General features: G+C 50.5%; 14 protein-coding genes and 4 pseudogenes. 12 read left to right on the top strand and 6 right to left on the bottom strand.

Going from position 1 to position 14,714, the window contains the following annotated elements:
• Positions 1-134 precede the first annotated feature (134 nt).
• Positions 135-512: a hypothetical protein gene (locus ACFQL3_RS02440; protein WP_377051069.1), complete on the bottom strand. Its 378-nt coding sequence runs from the start codon at positions 510-512 to the stop codon at positions 135-137.
• Between the two features lie 346 nt (positions 513-858).
• On the opposite strand from ACFQL3_RS02440, the pseudogene ACFQL3_RS02435 reads away from it, so the two are divergent.
• The 3 genes and pseudogenes from ACFQL3_RS02435 to ACFQL3_RS02425 all read left to right on the top strand — a co-directional run.
• A pseudogene (locus ACFQL3_RS02435) lies at positions 859-1,140 on the top strand (transposase); the annotation flags it as partial.
• Positions 1,070-1,267 (top strand): hypothetical protein, encoded by a 198-nt coding sequence (locus ACFQL3_RS02430; protein WP_377051073.1) that lies wholly within the window; start codon positions 1,070-1,072, stop codon positions 1,265-1,267. The pseudogene ACFQL3_RS02435 and the gene ACFQL3_RS02430, both read left to right, overlap by 71 nt.
• 244 nt (positions 1,268-1,511) lie before the next feature.
• A pseudogene (locus ACFQL3_RS02425) lies at positions 1,512-2,149 on the top strand (IS6 family transposase).
• On the opposite strand, the gene ACFQL3_RS02420 reads toward ACFQL3_RS02425, so the two are convergent.
• Entirely contained in the window at positions 2,073-2,639 is a 567-nt protein-coding gene (locus tag ACFQL3_RS02420; protein WP_377051067.1) for an FkbM family methyltransferase, read from the bottom strand. The pseudogene ACFQL3_RS02425 and the gene ACFQL3_RS02420 sit on opposite strands and share 77 nt — an antisense overlap.
• Positions 2,640-2,991: 352 nt before the next feature.
• Here ACFQL3_RS02420 and ACFQL3_RS02415 point away from each other — a divergent pair, with 352 nt between their 5' ends.
• From ACFQL3_RS02415 to ACFQL3_RS02395, 5 genes and pseudogenes are all read left to right on the top strand, one after another.
• Complete coding sequence (locus ACFQL3_RS02415; protein ID WP_377051065.1) at positions 2,992-3,627, top strand: nitroreductase family protein; 636 nt, start codon at positions 2,992-2,994, stop codon at positions 3,625-3,627.
• 288 nt (positions 3,628-3,915) lie between these two features.
• Positions 3,916-4,830, top strand: a pseudogene (locus ACFQL3_RS02410) (NAD-dependent epimerase/dehydratase family protein).
• 97 nt (positions 4,831-4,927) lie between these two features.
• Positions 4,928-5,851, top strand: a complete 924-nt coding sequence (locus tag ACFQL3_RS02405; RefSeq protein ID WP_377051063.1) for a glycosyltransferase family 2 protein — start codon at positions 4,928-4,930, stop codon at positions 5,849-5,851.
• A gap of 3 nt (positions 5,852-5,854) precedes the next feature.
• The gene (locus tag ACFQL3_RS02400; protein WP_377051061.1) at positions 5,855-7,162 is read left to right on the top strand and encodes an O-antigen polymerase; all 1,308 of its coding nucleotides are present in this window, start codon (positions 5,855-5,857) and stop codon (positions 7,160-7,162) included.
• Between the two features lie 239 nt (positions 7,163-7,401).
• Positions 7,402-7,836: a hypothetical protein gene (locus tag ACFQL3_RS02395; protein ID WP_377051059.1), complete on the top strand. Its 435-nt coding sequence runs from the start codon at positions 7,402-7,404 to the stop codon at positions 7,834-7,836.
• 24 nt (positions 7,837-7,860) lie between these two features.
• Here the strand turns inward: ACFQL3_RS02395 and ACFQL3_RS02390 are convergent.
• The 3 genes and pseudogenes from ACFQL3_RS02390 to ACFQL3_RS02380 all read right to left on the bottom strand — a co-directional run bounded on the left by ACFQL3_RS02390 (position 7,861) and on the right by ACFQL3_RS02380 (position 10,151).
• A pseudogene (locus tag ACFQL3_RS02390) lies at positions 7,861-8,848 on the bottom strand (transposase).
• Between the two features lie 52 nt (positions 8,849-8,900).
• Positions 8,901-9,521, bottom strand: coding sequence for an AN1-type zinc finger domain-containing protein (locus ACFQL3_RS02385; protein WP_377051057.1), 621 nt, complete (start codon positions 9,519-9,521; stop codon positions 8,901-8,903).
• Between the two features lie 42 nt (positions 9,522-9,563).
• Positions 9,564-10,151 (bottom strand): tyrosine-type recombinase/integrase, encoded by a 588-nt coding sequence (locus ACFQL3_RS02380; protein ID WP_377051071.1) that lies wholly within the window; start codon positions 10,149-10,151, stop codon positions 9,564-9,566.
• Positions 10,152-10,390: 239 nt separating this feature from the next.
• Here ACFQL3_RS02380 and ACFQL3_RS02375 point away from each other — a divergent pair, with 239 nt between their 5' ends.
• Positions 10,391-11,767, top strand: a complete 1,377-nt coding sequence (locus ACFQL3_RS02375; RefSeq protein WP_377051055.1) for an MEDS domain-containing protein — start codon at positions 10,391-10,393, stop codon at positions 11,765-11,767.
• A gap of 151 nt (positions 11,768-11,918) precedes the next feature.
• Here ACFQL3_RS02375 and ACFQL3_RS02370 read toward each other — a convergent pair whose 3' ends face one another.
• Positions 11,919-12,557 carry a hypothetical protein gene (locus tag ACFQL3_RS02370; RefSeq protein WP_377051053.1) on the bottom strand — a complete coding sequence of 213 codons (639 nt, stop codon included), beginning with the start codon at positions 12,555-12,557 and terminating at the stop codon, positions 11,919-11,921.
• 391 nt (positions 12,558-12,948) lie between these two features.
• Here ACFQL3_RS02370 and ACFQL3_RS02365 point away from each other — a divergent pair, with 391 nt between their 5' ends.
• From ACFQL3_RS02365 to ACFQL3_RS02355, 3 genes are read left to right on the top strand one after another with little or no spacing between them, the layout of a single operon-like run.
• Entirely contained in the window at positions 12,949-13,419 is a 471-nt protein-coding gene (locus tag ACFQL3_RS02365) for a type IV pilin (RefSeq protein ID WP_377051051.1), read from the top strand.
• A gap of 2 nt (positions 13,420-13,421) precedes the next feature.
• A complete protein-coding gene (locus ACFQL3_RS02360) occupies positions 13,422-14,015 on the top strand; it encodes a type IV pilin (protein ID WP_377051049.1) in 594 nt (197 codons plus the stop codon).
• 30 nt (positions 14,016-14,045) lie between these two features.
• Positions 14,046-14,540 (top strand): type IV pilin, encoded by a 495-nt coding sequence (locus ACFQL3_RS02355; RefSeq protein WP_377051047.1) that lies wholly within the window; start codon positions 14,046-14,048, stop codon positions 14,538-14,540.
• Positions 14,541-14,714: the final 174 nt, after the last annotated feature.

The raw sequence follows: 14,714 nt of genomic DNA, 5'->3' as shown, positions 1-14,714 counted from the left end.
TGCGGGACGAGGGTGCCACTGAATCGATCTTGAGAAAGTGGTTCGAGACGGACCGGGCATCCGCTACACCTGAAAGGGCTTCGAGAAATCTTTTATAATAATACGAGTTCATTGATGCTAATCTGGGAACCCCTTTAAAACCGTTTCCAGCCGTCCGTGTCGGTAACTAAACCCGTCTCCCAGTCATCGATATCGAGGATGAGCGGTCTATCGCGGCCAATTGTCGCTAACAAGCCGAGACCATAACTAGCCGTCCGAGGCTTTGACACGTAAACGAGATCTCCGGAGATCCGATCCAAAAGACTCGGAACGGCGAACGGGAACTGATACACTCGTGATCCCGTTTCGACCCCTTTGTACTCGTACTCGTCCTTGATCGGTTCCCATACCGTCCCTTTGAGTTTTGGCCCCACGATTTCGACATCGTAATTCTGTTCGATAAGCTGCGCGAGAACGTACGCGCGACCGAGACAGTTGTGCGAGAGATCGGGAGATACGACCGATATGAGCATCTTACAACCATATCTGTTACTGAGTCATATAAATTGATACATGTGTGTTTATCCCGAAGTATCGGCAGCTGGCACAGCGTGAGCCCGTGAGATCATTAGATTATTGTTGATGACTCGACAGAGTTCTCTGCAGGGATTGCGCTGATCACTCCCGCGCCATTCCCCTGGAAGGCGAGAAGAGCCATGATGTGGTTGATGGCCTCTTGCGGAGTAAATTGACGTTAGGGTCGAAACACAATTCAATCCGGACAGTATGAGGGAAATCGGTCGCCGGACACAACCGGTTCCGCGTCGTCGTCGGCCGCAACAAGGACGACGACGACTACCATCTGTACATCACGAACGTGCCGCGAGAAGAATTTCTCCCGGAAGATCTACAACGCTGTATCGGTGTCGATGGGAGGTAGAAACGCTGTTTCGTGAATTGAAGACGCAGTACGAATTGGACGAGTTCGACACGAGCAACCCTGTTGTCGTAGAGATTTTGGTGTATGCGGCGTTGCTGTCGCTGTTGGTGAGTGGTGAGCTGTTGGCTCTGGTCACTGAGCAGGCCGCTGATGAGATCGTGTTTCCGCCGGGGCGGCGACCTTCCGGTCGCACGCCAGCTCATCCTCCACGAACTCGGTGAGTACCTTGGCTACTCGCCACCGCCGTTGCTGGAACGGCTGATCGAAGAGGCACAGAAGATTCATCAGCAACGACCGATCTTACAAGAGACGCTCGCTACCGCTACGCAACCGAGGTGTGAGGCTTAGCTAAAGACGAATGGAGCTACCAGCTTATCCCCGGTCGTCGTTGGAACAGTAAGTGTCTCTCGCGTACCGTTGGCACCAATCGAAGAGGAGCCGTATCCGATATCATCCTCCTGGGGCTGGCTGAACTCGATCTCGCCGACGGAGTCGGAGAGTGCGGACTCCACGACCTCGATGTTATATAAGCTGTTCCGCTCAAGGTGGTCGTGTTAAGTTAGGAACGAGGCGGTCGAAGATTCGGATGTTCATGGCCGAAACCGACCGCCTCAACGAATCTACAGACTGGATCAACTTGGAGTTTGTGCAGCGTGAGAGGACACCCCTGCAGCTCATTAAAAGGGTATTCGCCACCATCTTGCGGGCCTATCACTCTCGAATACAGTTGTGTTACTTGAGGAGTCGGGTGTCAAACGCAGTCGCACTGCGGTTCACAACTGGGTTCAAAAAGCGGATTTACAGCCGAGCGGCGGTGAGAATCTGGATCGAGTTGCGGTCGATCAAAAATCGATCCGGATCAACGACGAGTAATACTGGCTGTACACCGCGGTTGATCCTGAATCCAACAAAATTCTCCATTCACGACTGTTCCCAACGTATACGGTGCCGATTGCACGAGAGTTTCTCACTGAACTGACCGAGAAACACGCCGTCACAGACGCCGTGTTTCTCGTCGATGACGCAGATGACCTCATCGCCGGCCTTCGACGAGAAAAACTCAGCTACCGCGTCCAGCAACACGGCTTTCGAAACGCCGTCGAACGTGTCTTTCGTGAGGTAGAACGACGAACATCTTCGTTTTCAAACTGCTTCAGCCACGTTGATCCAGATACCGCAGAATCATGGCTACAAGCTCACGCCGTCTGGTGGAATCAATGGCTAAGTTAACACCGCCCTCAAGGTCCTGTCGTAGCATCTCCACATTTGGCGGATAGGGTTCAAATGCGATGACCTTCCCATGTCGGCACTTTGTCGCGGCAAAAAGCGAGTAGAGACCGGTATTCGCCCCGATATCGTACACTACGTCGTCCTCCTTTTTAATTGATCCGAAGAAATCATAAATCTCCTCGGATTCTTGCCGGAAGCGTTGCCGGTTCCGTTCTACCAGCGTTGGGGTCGGTGCAGAGAACTCGACGGTTCGATCGTCGATATTTAGCGAGTAGTATCCGCGTACGGAAATCGCTCGGCAATAGCTCTTTGTGTGCAGTTTTCGTAGGGTCTTCTTACATAAAACGAGAGCTCCGTCCTCTCGATAGACGGAGCGCACCCGATGACGAGAGATGTCACGTTCGAGTCCAGATTGCTGGACTGACGATATATCTGTTGTGATATCTACATCGAATAAGAGTGAGTTGCTTCTGTGTCTCGGATGTCCCATGCCTGTGTCAGTCCTCTTGCAACAATTACTGGATGATTTCGGTACTCAATCGCGCGAGTTCGGTCTACCATGAGGAGGGTACCAGCACCCTTCTACGCAAAGAGAAGCACTTCGCCTATCGGCAGTTCTTTACGCACGTCGTCTGGAGCGTTCTTCCGAAGAACCGTGCCCTTCGATTCAATCACCGGTCGCGGATTCTGACTGCGCTGTACTTTCATGTCACTGGAATGTTCTACAGCGAACAACGCTCCGTGTTGTCCGGGCTCGCGGCGTACGAAGTGTTCCGAATCTCAACGATAGGCACCATGCCATCAGATCATACGGAGTGTGCATAGGATTGAAGAAGGGCTCGATGCCTAACCGACGCTCGGTGTTCGCCGAGTCGTACATCCGAAAGGTCGTTGCTGATCTAGTGACGGCATGGGACCCGGAATCCGACGACGAACAACTCAAGTGGGCCGTTGACGTCTTATCAAAATATTTTGACGCCGTGGATCAAACCGAGATCATCATTGAGGCCGAGTCGGAGTTCCCCTCAGAGATCGAGTATACTCCGGACGGTCGCGTCCTGTTCCCGCGTCGCGAGCTCGGTGAGTCTCCAGTGTCACCTGAGCAGATGGAACAATTAGCGGTCCAGCGAACGAGCACTCGGTGGTTTCAGGACCGGGAAGTTCCTCGAGAGGAGACCGACGAAGCATTGGAAGTCGCTATGCAGTCGCCGAGCACCTGCAACAGACAGTCCTACCAGTATCTATTGTTTGATGACCGTGAACTGATTGACGAGCTATCGTCTCTTGCTATCGGTGCTTCTGGATATAGTGATAACGTCCCATCCCTCGCGGTGATCGTCGACAAGCAGCGAGCGTATTTTAATGATCGCGACAAACACGTCATCTACATTGATATCAGTCTTTCGGAATGGCTTCCAGTTTGCACTAGAGACGCAGGGACTTGCTTCTCGCTGCATCAACTGGCCAGCGATCCCTAATAACGAGCGGAAATTGCAATCACTTCTTAATTTGGAGTCTGATGAGACCGTCGTCATGCTCATGGCGATTGGGTATCCTGATCCGGATGGAATGATCCCCTACTCAGAAAAGTAGACAATCAAGTCGGTGCGATCTTATAATGATTTGTGAGAATTCACTCAGTGGGCATCTTTTCTCATAATTTACTATATAAAACAGTTTATGTCTCTCCCTTGGGTCCGATACCAGAACAGTGTAAATGATAAAAATGGGTGCCTTTTTATTGGAAGAATTTACTGTTTTTAACAATGCAAGACCGGCGTATTTTGGTGACTGGCGGTGCAGGATTCATTGGTTCAAATCTGGCTAATGAACTCGCTAAGGGCAATGATGTTATAGTGGTGGACAACTCCTATCTCGGAACCTCCGAGAACTTGGACGATAATATTGATTTCTCCAATACGAGTGTACTTGACGACGACCTACCGACAGATGTAGATGTTGTATTTCATTTGGCAGCATTGTCGTCATACGCGATGCATGAAGACGAACCCACAACAGGCGCAAGAGTGAACGTCGAGGGATTCGTTAATGTTATTGAACAGGCAAGGGCAGACGGTTGTGATACGATCGTGTACGCCTCTACATCATCTATCTATGGTAGCCGTACTGATCCTTCACCCGAAGACATGGATATCACAGTCAATACTGGCTAAGAGGCCTCAAAGATCGCACGTGAGAGTTACGCTGAGTACTTTTCAAACCATTATGACTTGACAGCAGCAGGGATGCGCTTGTTTTCGGTGTATCAAGGGTATGGTGGTGCTGAGAGTCATAAAGGAGAATACGCCAATGTTATAGCTCAGTTTGCTGACGACATCGCGAACGGTAACTCACCAAAATTGTATGGCAATGGTAATCAGACTCGTGATTTCACGCATGTTGATGACATTGTCCGTGGCTTGGTACAAGCAGCCGGATACGACCTTGACGATATCTATAACCTTGGGACTAGCCAGGCCTATGACTTTAATACGGTTGTGAACATGATCAATGAAGAACTCGGTACGAATGTGGAACCGGATTACGTGGAGAACCCGATTCCTGAAGACGTATACATTCACGACACCTGTGCAGACTATTCAAAAATGGAGCAAGCAACAGGGTGGAAACCCAGAATTTATTTACAGGAGGGCATTGACCGTGTCTGTAGCCAGTACTAATCATGTATAATAAAAACAATGAATGTTTTAGTCAAGAGCCATTATCGAAGGTCACCAATTGGTTTAGCAATAATATACAAATAAGGGTGTGATTTTAATGGACCCAACAGTTAGTGTGGTTCTTCCGACATACAATCGGGAGGACGTGATTTCAAGAGCAATAGATAGTGTTATCAATCAATCTTTCTCTGATTTGGAGCTTCTCGTAGTAGATGATAACTCATCAGATAATACCTCTGAATTGATGTCACAATACGGAGATAAAGTCAATTATATTTGTCACGACACTAATCGAGGTGCACCCGCTGCAAGAAATACAGGTATTGAAGCAGCTGATGGTGACTTTATAGCATTTATTGATAGTGATGACAAATGGGATTGTGAGAAACTTGAACGGCAGGTCACTCGTTTTCGCGAATGTTCACCGCAAGTAGGTGTAGTTTATACTGGGTATTATGTCAAACACGATGGAGCGGTTGAAATTGGAGAAGTTCCCTCTAAGCGAGGAGACCTCTATAAAGAGCAATTAAAAAAGGATTGGATAAACCCTACGTCAACTGTGATGGTCCGTTCAAGCTGTTTTGATAAAGTTGATGGTTTTAATGAAGATCTTTCTGCCAGACAAGACTATGAATTATGGATTCGAATATCACGGGATTATGACTTTGATTACATTGTGGATCCTCTTGTGACTATGTATATTGAGAATGATAATCGGATCACTAGTAATGTTGAACCTCGCATGGAAGCTCATAAACAGGTTCTTGAATATATTCAAGAGGATATAAACAGCTTGCCATGGCATGAGCGTAGAAAAAGTTTTGCTGTGCAGTATTTCACGGTGGGTAGGTTTTTACAATCACATCGAAGATTCAAAGACGCTATTTCTTATTATCTCAAATCCATAATGCTGTATCCATTATTGTGGAAAACATACATAGCATTAGTATTATCTTTATTAAGAAGAGATACAAAAAGTAAGTTAGTAATAACAATAAAAAATATCACCCGCACTACATAATACATGAAATATATTACAAGAAGATATGTATCCCCTGCGATATTATTTGTCGTAACATGGGTTATTTCACATATTGCCGCATACATAGGTCCGAAAGAGTTAGTCTACGGACTTCATGATGTTCCAAGAGCCACAATTACCGTAGAAGGAAGCTTATGGGTTATTATATCAACAGCAGTATTTTTGCTGGGTGTATTTGTCGCAAATCGAGTTCAGTTACAAATTAAAATGCCCAATGATATTTTCAGACATCAGTACATAAAACAGACAATGGAAAAATCAGACATTTCCCTGTTGTTATTTTATTTATATGGTGTTGCTATTCTTTTCCTCTTGTTTTGCTGGACCGTACTCGCCATCTATCAGATTGGATCTTTTCGTACTTTCTTAAGTGGTCTATTGTCTGATTGGCACTCTACAGGTCAGCTGTGGAGAGAACAAAAACCGTTTCCCGGCGCACGGCTGTTATATACTGGGTTCATTAGTGTGATGATATTCTCAGCAGCGAGCCTTGCTGTAATAGGGCGCGACAATCCATTGATAAATCATAGATACTATAATAACCAGAGATTAACCACACTTTTAATTATTGGATTGATACCATTAACAGTACTTCCGATTTTAGTGTCTCAACGACTACTCTTAGCTGCCGCCATTATTGGATCGCTCATCACGTATATATCTATCTCTGATAAAGGAATTCCAGTTGTTTATCCAATTATAGGCACTATTATTGGGTTTAGTGTATGGACAATTCAAGAAGTGGTACGAGTACGTTCTTCGCCTGATTCAGTTATTACTTCAGTGACGTACAGCATCGATAGAATCCTTTTTTATTTTTCAAACGATATTGGAAACTTGCACCGGAGTATCACATATATAAGTGAACATACATATGGTTTTGAAACCTTTGGGTTTATATTTCAGTATTTATTTATAGAAGATGATGTACGCGATGCATATCTAACATCTGTTTATGCAGCTATAGAGCCAACGCAAGGAGGAGGAACAGCGACAGCACTAGGAATCCCGTATCTTGACTTTGGGGTATTTGGTTTAGTAATAATCTTTTTGTGGGGATATGTGTCACAAATCGCATATTCAAAATCTAGTCAAAGTTTCCTTTCAAGTCAAATATATGGCCTTATTGCTGCAAGTATAGTCTTATCTTGGCACTCACCCCTCTGGAGTCTACCAATCTTCTGGCATAATGTATCTATAATTATATTATTTATATATTTAATACCGTACTTGGTTTTCAGTTTGTACTATTACAGACATAAAAGAAAGGGCGATAACCTCAAACTATAGGCACTGTCTAGTTAATTACCTCCTCTCAGGAGTGATCTATTCAACCCTTGGTTCGCTCTATACTAGTTTGCTCGTGAAGCGGGAAATCTTCGACATAGAGCATCGCCGATTTCCCGCTTCAATTCCTTCGATTTGACGACCTCTCCTGCTGCCTTACAGTGATTCACCAAGGCCTAATATCTAAAAACCACCAACAACAATAACCAAAATAATATACTTGTGTAGTAATATAACAGCTTATGGACCGTGAGAGGATTGCTCTCCAGCGGCGAGAGTTACTGGCCATAAGTGCCGGTAGCATGGCACTCTTCGCGGTCTGTTTTAGCAACGATAACACATCATCAGACAACGAGTCATCGTACGGATACGGAGACGATGGAGTCACTGACAACGCCGATGCGGACGATGGCGGAGACGATCAAGAAGACACTGATAAGCAGAATGAGCACGATCCTGACGAAGACGAAGAGCGCGACGAGCGAGACACCGATAAGCAGCAAGAAAACGACGATGGAGACGGCAGTGTTGAAGATGATGATGGAGGAGAGGAACAAGACGGCGAGTCATCAGGTGGAGGTGTCGGTGAAAGCGACGGGGCGGTGGTGGAACCGGTGATGACGAAGAATACGGTATTGGCTACGGGGCCAGCCCGTACGGCCATCCAACTTAACTAATCAGAGCGTGTCATAGAATCCATCTCATAGCTTCTCACAGCCCGGTTCGTTTCCTCGCTCGTAGTTGGTGATTGCGACAACAATCCGAAGACACAGCGCGAGGAACACTTCTGTTCGCGTGGACGCGGCCTCGGGCGCGGATATGCCCGAGGCCGCAATCCTTGACCGCGTCGTTGGTTCGTTCGACGCCTGTCCGGTTGTTGTACGTCTCGTCCAAGATAGATTGTTTCAGCTGCACGTCCTCGCTATGTTCCTCGATTCGGTCTTCGACCCTGTACTTGATGTCTTTCGGGTCGTCAGTGTTTCGCGGGTTGTATGGGGCGACTGGCACGACCCCTGCGGCCAGCAGGTGGTCGTGCCAGTCGAGGATGTCGTAGGCGCTGTCTCCAAGCATCCAGACCGGTATATCGACGGCGAGCGCGTCACACGTGACGCGCATCGCCGTCTCTTTATCTGCTTGTTTGGCCTGTGTGAACTCCGCTGCTATCGGGATCTTTGCGCCGGTCGAGATGATCGTACAGCCGAAGCCGTAGTAGTACTCCTCAGCCGTTGGATCGTAGTTCCATGACGCCGCGTCGTTGTATTGAATCGCTTCAACGTGTGTCGAATCGATGGAGTACGTGGAGTCGAGCAGGCCGCGGGCGGCGGCCTGCTCGACGAGTCTGTCGAAGACATCGTCGATAACTTGTTCGAGGTCAGTGAGAAAGCGGTCAATGGTGTCTCTGGATGGCGGTTTGTCGAGTCCGCAGTAGTACCAGACAAGGCCGTTCTGAAGTTCTCGTGTAACCGGGCGTGTACCGTACACATCCTCGTAGCAGTGCAGAAAGCCGCGAAAGAGATCTGGTGGCTGGTAAACTCGTGTTCGCCCCCTCGAAGCGGGGGCGAACACGTCGTACTCCAGCAGAAACTCGAACTCAAGATGTTCAAACAGCGGCACTGTCTCGATAGCCGCGACATTCAAGAAGTCGTCTACCGAAGCTACATCTTGCAGGGTTGCGCTTGTGTTGGACACACTTCGCGCACCCTGCTGCTTCGTACGTGACGCTTTCTATGACACGCTCAATTCAGTCTAATAGTCTCTTTCGTGAACGACGCCGCTGATACCACCGAACTGGAATGACAATAAGAAAACCAGCGGCGAGAATCGGAAAGATAGCCTCTACAAATCCTTCTTGAGTTGCTGGGGTTCCTACCCACATTGCATACGGAACTGTACAGGCGAAACTCACGAGAAGTAATAAACCAACTGTTGAAAGACTAAAGAAAGACTGTTGATGCGCAGGCGTTTTCGATGTATTACTTTCCTCCGCCCGTTCTTCAGTTTCCTTGGATTGGGACTGGATAAGTGATCCGTCTGATGCGACATCTGGAGACCGGTCATCAATGATTTCTTCACTCTCCGGGGTTGTTCCCATCACCTGTGCATCAACCGTTTCAAACTCTTCTCGAATCCGTTCGCGTGTGGAGATGCGTTCAAATGGGGCCTCATCTCTCTCTGTCTGGATTTGGCCGTCGTTCTTAGACTGAGTTTCCTGTTCTTCTTGAATTGGCTCCCATCCGTTTTCCAACCCGATACACTCGTGTTTTTCGGGCAGGCGATGATCTATACAGAATGGGTCTTTACAGTATTTACATTGGAATGGCATGTCCACCTCAGTTGAACAAATCGCACACTCTACAGGCATTACTAAGCGCAAGACATAGCGATTAGTTAAAAATTCGGTAAATTAGAGCCAGTCTACCTTCCCTCTTTCTCGCTGCTGGGCTTCCGGCGAGTACGTCCCGCGGTAGTGCTCCAGAAACGTCTCCAGATCGTTCCAGCCGCCCCAGTCGCAGACGAGCAGTGCGTCGACGTCGGCGCTGGCGAGCGCGGTCGCCCAGGTGCGCCGGAGATCGTGAAAGCCGAGGTGGTCCCACCCTTCGTCGCCGGTTTCGTCCTGGAGGCGATCGGCGGCGTTCTGGATCCAGCGCCGAAGTGACCGAGTGCTGGTCACGTCGAGCAGCGACGAGTTGGCGCTGGCGTCGCGAACGTCGTCGATCGTGCGGATGGTCGTCGCAAGATCCCGCGGAACCGGCGTTTCGCGGTACTGGTCGCCTTTCCCGTGCCAGACCCGGAGCACGGTCCCGGCGTCGGTGTCGACGACATCCTCGGGAGCCACGTCGAGGACCTCATGGGATCGGAGCCCGCAGCGAGCGCCGAGCCAAAAGGCGATCCGCTGCTGGGTGCCGTCCGCCTGAGCGATTAGTTGATCAACTTCGGTCTGACTGAGCCAGACCTTCATGTCGTCTCTGTGAGCGTGGGCTTTCAGGTTCATGTCCGAGTAGCCTGTAACCCGGACGGCCACACGGGAGGTAAAGGGGTTTTCGGTGGGGGTGGGAAGGGTGATCGGGGCCGAATACGTCCGACTTTCAGAACGTTTCCGGACGCTATTTTCGGGTCGTTTAGACTGAAATACGCGGTAAGTAGGTTTGCGAAGCCATCAAGAAGATCCTCGGTCTCTTATCGTCTTTTATATAGTAGACACTTTTATGCTCTCATCCCAAAAGACCGATAATGGTAGAACGACCCGAGGCGCAGTTTGCCGCAGACACGACGCGCCAAGCGACTACCGCAGATCTCCGTACTGAACTCGGGTCTCATAATCTCACACGCCACCTCGCGCTCTTCTATCGGTCAAACGAAGCCCAGTTGGCTGCTACCACAGCCTTCCTCGTCGAGGGCCTCCAGTCTGGCCACCGCTGCATCTACCTGCTTGATGTCAATACCGCTGCCGACATCAAATCTGCACTCCGGAGAGCCAATATCGATGTCGAGCAACGCATCGACGCTGGCGATCTCGTCATTCGAGATGCCGAGGAAGTCTACCTCGAATCCGGCTTCGACCCTACAAAGATGATCAAGACCCTCGAAACCGAAGCCAACGTCAGCGTCGAAGACGGCTACGACGGGTTGTGGCTCGCCGGCGAGAACTCGTGGTGTTTCCACACCGAGCAGTCATTCGACCATGTCCTCGATTTTGAAGCGGACTTCGATGCCGCCTGCCCGAATCTCCCGGTCACCGCACTCTGCCAGTACGACCTCAAACGGTTCAATGAGACATCGGCCGCAAAAGCTCTCCGAACGCACGAACAAATCATCTACCGCAACCAGCTCTGTAAGAACCCCTTCTACATCCCACCCGAGGACTATCGCTCAACCGGTAGCCCGGAGTTGAATGCGCAACTAATGCTGGAGCAAGCGTACTCGCTGACGAGCGCACGCCGCGACATCAACGAACGCGAACAACGGTTAGGTATCGTCAACCGCGTCCTCCGGCATAACATCCGCAACGATCTGAACCTCGTAAGGGGGACGCTCAAACTGATAGACGAGGAGGAGTCGTTGTCCGGCGAGAGTCACCAGCAACTTGCAACTGCCATCGAGCATGCTGAGTCGGTCGTCGAGATGGCGGAGAAAGCCCGCTACATTCAACAAACAACAGGCGATACGACGGTCGAGCCACAGCAGCTTGGCCCCCACATCAAGACAGCCATCGAAGAAGCGACAGCCGAATATTCGGCTGCCGACGTCCAGTTTTCCGGAGCGAATGAAGTGACTGTGCTTGCTGATGAGAATCTCGACATCGCGTTGCGTGAAGCCATCGAGAATGGGATTGTCCATCAGGACACGGACTCCCAAACTGTTGTTGTCTCTGTCTCGACACCAAGCGAAGACACGGCCCAAATCGAGATTCAGAATGAAGGGGCAATTCCGGACGTGGAACGGTATTCGTTGGAGAAGGGTGAAGAGACCCCACTAGAACATTCGAGCGGGCTTGGCCTCTGGCTAATCAAATGGGTCGTCGAGAACGCGCACGGGTCAATCGAATTCCCAGACTCAAGCGCAGGCGAAGCACGCCTACAGATCGAATTATACCGGGTTCCCTCATAGGGGAAGCCGTTACGGGATAGTCCGGACACACGTGAGGACGAAGTCCAAAGTAGCGTTTCGTCAAGAGCGTGGATTACTACGCTGTCCGTTCAGTCGGTCGTCTGTACGTACCGAAGCCAAATTCTCGACTTTCCCTCTCTTTCCGGACACCTCACAACGACCGGAACTTTCCGTACAGCGCGTCGGCGGCCTCACTGGAGAGGTAGATATTCTTCTCGCTGGCGGTGACCGACTCGCCTGCGACGTCTTCGATCAGGTTTGCTAACTCCTGGAGGTATGCCTCGGATCGTTCCTCACGAAAGCCCATCACGAAACGCTCGCCTTGGGGTGTCTGGCGGTTCCGAATGTAGACGTCGACGAACTCGTACCGGAGTTCGTCCGAGACGTCGTCGAGATACTCCGGCAGCGAAAACGCCGATTGGTCGCTCTTTTCGCCCTGTGGCGCACCGAGTACGACGAGTGCTCGCCCGAGGACGCTGGCGTGGTCCGTGGGCACGATCTCGGTTGCTCTGTCGGATTCGTCCGCTCGCTCGCGTCGCCAGTCGATATCGAGCGTGTCCAGCGCGTCGGTCACGCGCGGTTCGGTCGCGTCGTCGACGGCGAAATGCGGGACGAAGGTCTCTCTGGAGATCGAGCCGCCCGAGAAAATCCACGCGACGAGCTGGTTCAGCGCCGCGAACTCCTCGGAGTCGACGCCCTCGAACCACCCGCGCTGCTCGGCGACTTCGACGGCGCGGGCGGGATCGGGCTTTGCGCCGTTCTGCCACGCGCGGATTCGACCGCGCGGCATCTCCCATTCGACGCGAGCGCGCTCGATCCGCTGTCGGGATGCCGGGCGGCGACGTCGAGATACACCTGATAGTCTTCGACGGCGTCCCAGGGCTCCGCCCGTTTCTGCACGTTATAGGTCCGCGCAAGCGATTTCGGCGTTAATTTAGTTGTTATTATTTACTTATAATTTACATGCTGTCTGGGTTACAACTGTGATGTAATATTTCATATCTGGCTTAAGTTTTATTACGGATGAATGTATTCTCTTGTGTAACGCCGACAGCACGCGAAAGGACAGGCGAGGAGGGGTGTCAGATCCCATGAACCCCTTGCCTCATCATATCACACGGACGTGTCTGATATGAATCCTTTGGCGGAAATCGGCGCAAACAACCTACAAAGTACACACAATGGATTTCAAGAAACTACTCGAAACGGACGACGACGAACGCGCGGTCTCGCCGGTTATCGGCGTGATTCTAATGGTTGCAATCACAGTAATTCTCGCGGCCGTTATCGGTGCGTTCGTGATTGGTATCGGTGATGATCAGCAAGAAGTCCCACAGGCTAGTTGGGATTGGGATCAGACCGGCGAGACAGGCTCCGATTCAGTAACGCTATCACATCAGACCGGTGATACAATATCTAACAGCAATCTTGAGCTCCAGTTCTCCGGTACTGCAACTGACGTATTCGACAATAGCGGCGACATCGACACAGGACCGTTTGGTAATAGTGATGTGAGTGCTGGGTCTTCTGTTGAACTCAACTTTAGCTTCACCAATGACTACGCCACTGATGCTGAGAATGAAACACTAACGCTCTCTTGGGAGTCTGATTCGGGTGGAGATTCCTCAGTGCTGACTTCCTGGGATCTATAAATATGGATATGAAAAATATGCAATATTCTGATGAGGACCGAGCAGTATCTCCTGTGATAGGAGTTATACTAATGGTCGCTATCACTGTAATTCTTGCCGCTGTTATTGGTGCATTCGTGATTGGTATTGGTGACGATCAACAACAAGTTCCGCAAGCCAGCTGGGACTTCGATCAAAGTACGGAAAATTTCACTGACGCAGCACCGCACTCCTCGAATTTAACTGTTGTTGATATTTCACATCAAACTGGTACTACAATTGACGAAAGTAACATCGACGTCACGGTGAATGGTGATACAGCATACGGTATTACGCCTCAGACAGGTCCTTCTGATGATGATGTCAAAGAAGTCTGGTCCAGTAGTGGAGATATCAGTGCTGGAAATAGTGTACAGGTAGTCTTTGCATCCGGAGAAGACTTGGATGATACGTTCGCTGTCGACTACGAAGACGGACCTGACCAAATTAATCAAGTAACCGACGGGACAGACACGTACAATGAGGAAGGGCTCTCATCAGGAGATACCATCCGAATTGTTTGGGAATCTGACGACGGGGCAGACTCGTCCGTCCTTCAGGACTACACCGTCAGCTAACCGGACCCACCACAGTCCGTTCACACGCAAATGACTCACTTTTTTTCAGACGCCGACGCCCAGTCGAGCGCAATCGGCACCATCCTGCTCGTCGCGATAGTCGTCATCCTCGCCTCAGTCCTCGGCATCTTCGCCATCGATCTGTACCAGAGCGCTGGAGACGTCGAAGAGACGCCGAATGTGCGCTTCGACGTCGAGCAGTACGGCGATGGCGACCAGCAGGTCCGCCTGTACCATATGACTGGGAACACGGTCGAGGATGTCGAGACGCTCTCGGTCGTCGTCGACGGCGAGACGGTAAGCGACAGCGGCGCGGACTGGTCGGACTCAGCCGACGGCTTGCGCTCACAGAGTTCGCTATACATCGCCGCCGACGGCAGTGGGAGCTACCTGACTGACGACAGAGCGTCGATCAGCGGTAGTCCCGAAGCCCTCACCGCGGGCACCGAAATCTCGGTGATCTGGAACAGCGCCGACACCAACTCGTCGGCAACGCTGTTCGAGTACGAAGTCGAAAAACGATAGCGCTCTCTACTCTCTCAAAATCCGCAAGCTACAGCTATACTCGCCGAGGACGCGGTTGATGTTCGGCGTCGAGGTCGCCACACGATGTCCGAAGCGGTGCGATTACAGCGCACCTGCTGGAGGACATTCCGGTGGAGATCGTGAGCGAGCGGTGTGATGAGCCGCGACGTGCTC

Source organism: Natronoarchaeum sp. GCM10025321 (assembly GCF_042663585.1).
Classification (GTDB): Archaea; Halobacteriota; Halobacteria; order Halobacteriales; family Natronoarchaeaceae; genus Natranaeroarchaeum.
This window is presented reverse-complemented; position numbering and strand designations above follow the sequence as displayed.

What these genes read in the sequence shown, in the direction of transcription:
- ACFQL3_RS02375 (WP_377051055.1), top strand. Translation starts at nt 10,391, where the DNA reads ATGGTAGAACGACCCGAGGCGCAGTTTGCCGCAGACACGACGCGCCAA.
- ACFQL3_RS02395 (WP_377051059.1), top strand. Translation starts at nt 7,402, where the DNA reads ATGGACCGTGAGAGGATTGCTCTCCAGCGGCGAGAGTTACTGGCCATA.
- ACFQL3_RS02400 (WP_377051061.1), top strand. Translation starts at nt 5,855, where the DNA reads ATGAAATATATTACAAGAAGATATGTATCCCCTGCGATATTATTTGTC.
- ACFQL3_RS02385 (WP_377051057.1), bottom strand. Translation starts at nt 9,521, where the DNA reads ATGCCTGTAGAGTGTGCGATTTGTTCAACTGAGGTGGACATGCCATTC.
- ACFQL3_RS02380 (WP_377051071.1), bottom strand. Translation starts at nt 10,151, where the DNA reads ATGAACCTGAAAGCCCACGCTCACAGAGACGACATGAAGGTCTGGCTC.
- ACFQL3_RS02420 (WP_377051067.1), bottom strand. Translation starts at nt 2,639, where the DNA reads ATGGGACATCCGAGACACAGAAGCAACTCACTCTTATTCGATGTAGAT.
- ACFQL3_RS02440 (WP_377051069.1), bottom strand. Translation starts at nt 512, where the DNA reads ATGCTCATATCGGTCGTATCTCCCGATCTCTCGCACAACTGTCTCGGT.
- ACFQL3_RS02360 (WP_377051049.1), top strand. Translation starts at nt 13,422, where the DNA reads ATGGATATGAAAAATATGCAATATTCTGATGAGGACCGAGCAGTATCT.
- ACFQL3_RS02355 (WP_377051047.1), top strand. Translation starts at nt 14,046, where the DNA reads ATGACTCACTTTTTTTCAGACGCCGACGCCCAGTCGAGCGCAATCGGC.
- ACFQL3_RS02365 (WP_377051051.1), top strand. Translation starts at nt 12,949, where the DNA reads ATGGATTTCAAGAAACTACTCGAAACGGACGACGACGAACGCGCGGTC.
- ACFQL3_RS02370 (WP_377051053.1), bottom strand. Translation starts at nt 12,557, where the DNA reads ATGCCGCGCGGTCGAATCCGCGCGTGGCAGAACGGCGCAAAGCCCGAT.
- ACFQL3_RS02405 (WP_377051063.1), top strand. Translation starts at nt 4,928, where the DNA reads ATGGACCCAACAGTTAGTGTGGTTCTTCCGACATACAATCGGGAGGAC.
- ACFQL3_RS02430 (WP_377051073.1), top strand. Translation starts at nt 1,070, where the DNA reads ATGAGATCGTGTTTCCGCCGGGGCGGCGACCTTCCGGTCGCACGCCAG.
- ACFQL3_RS02415 (WP_377051065.1), top strand. Translation starts at nt 2,992, where the DNA reads ATGCCTAACCGACGCTCGGTGTTCGCCGAGTCGTACATCCGAAAGGTC.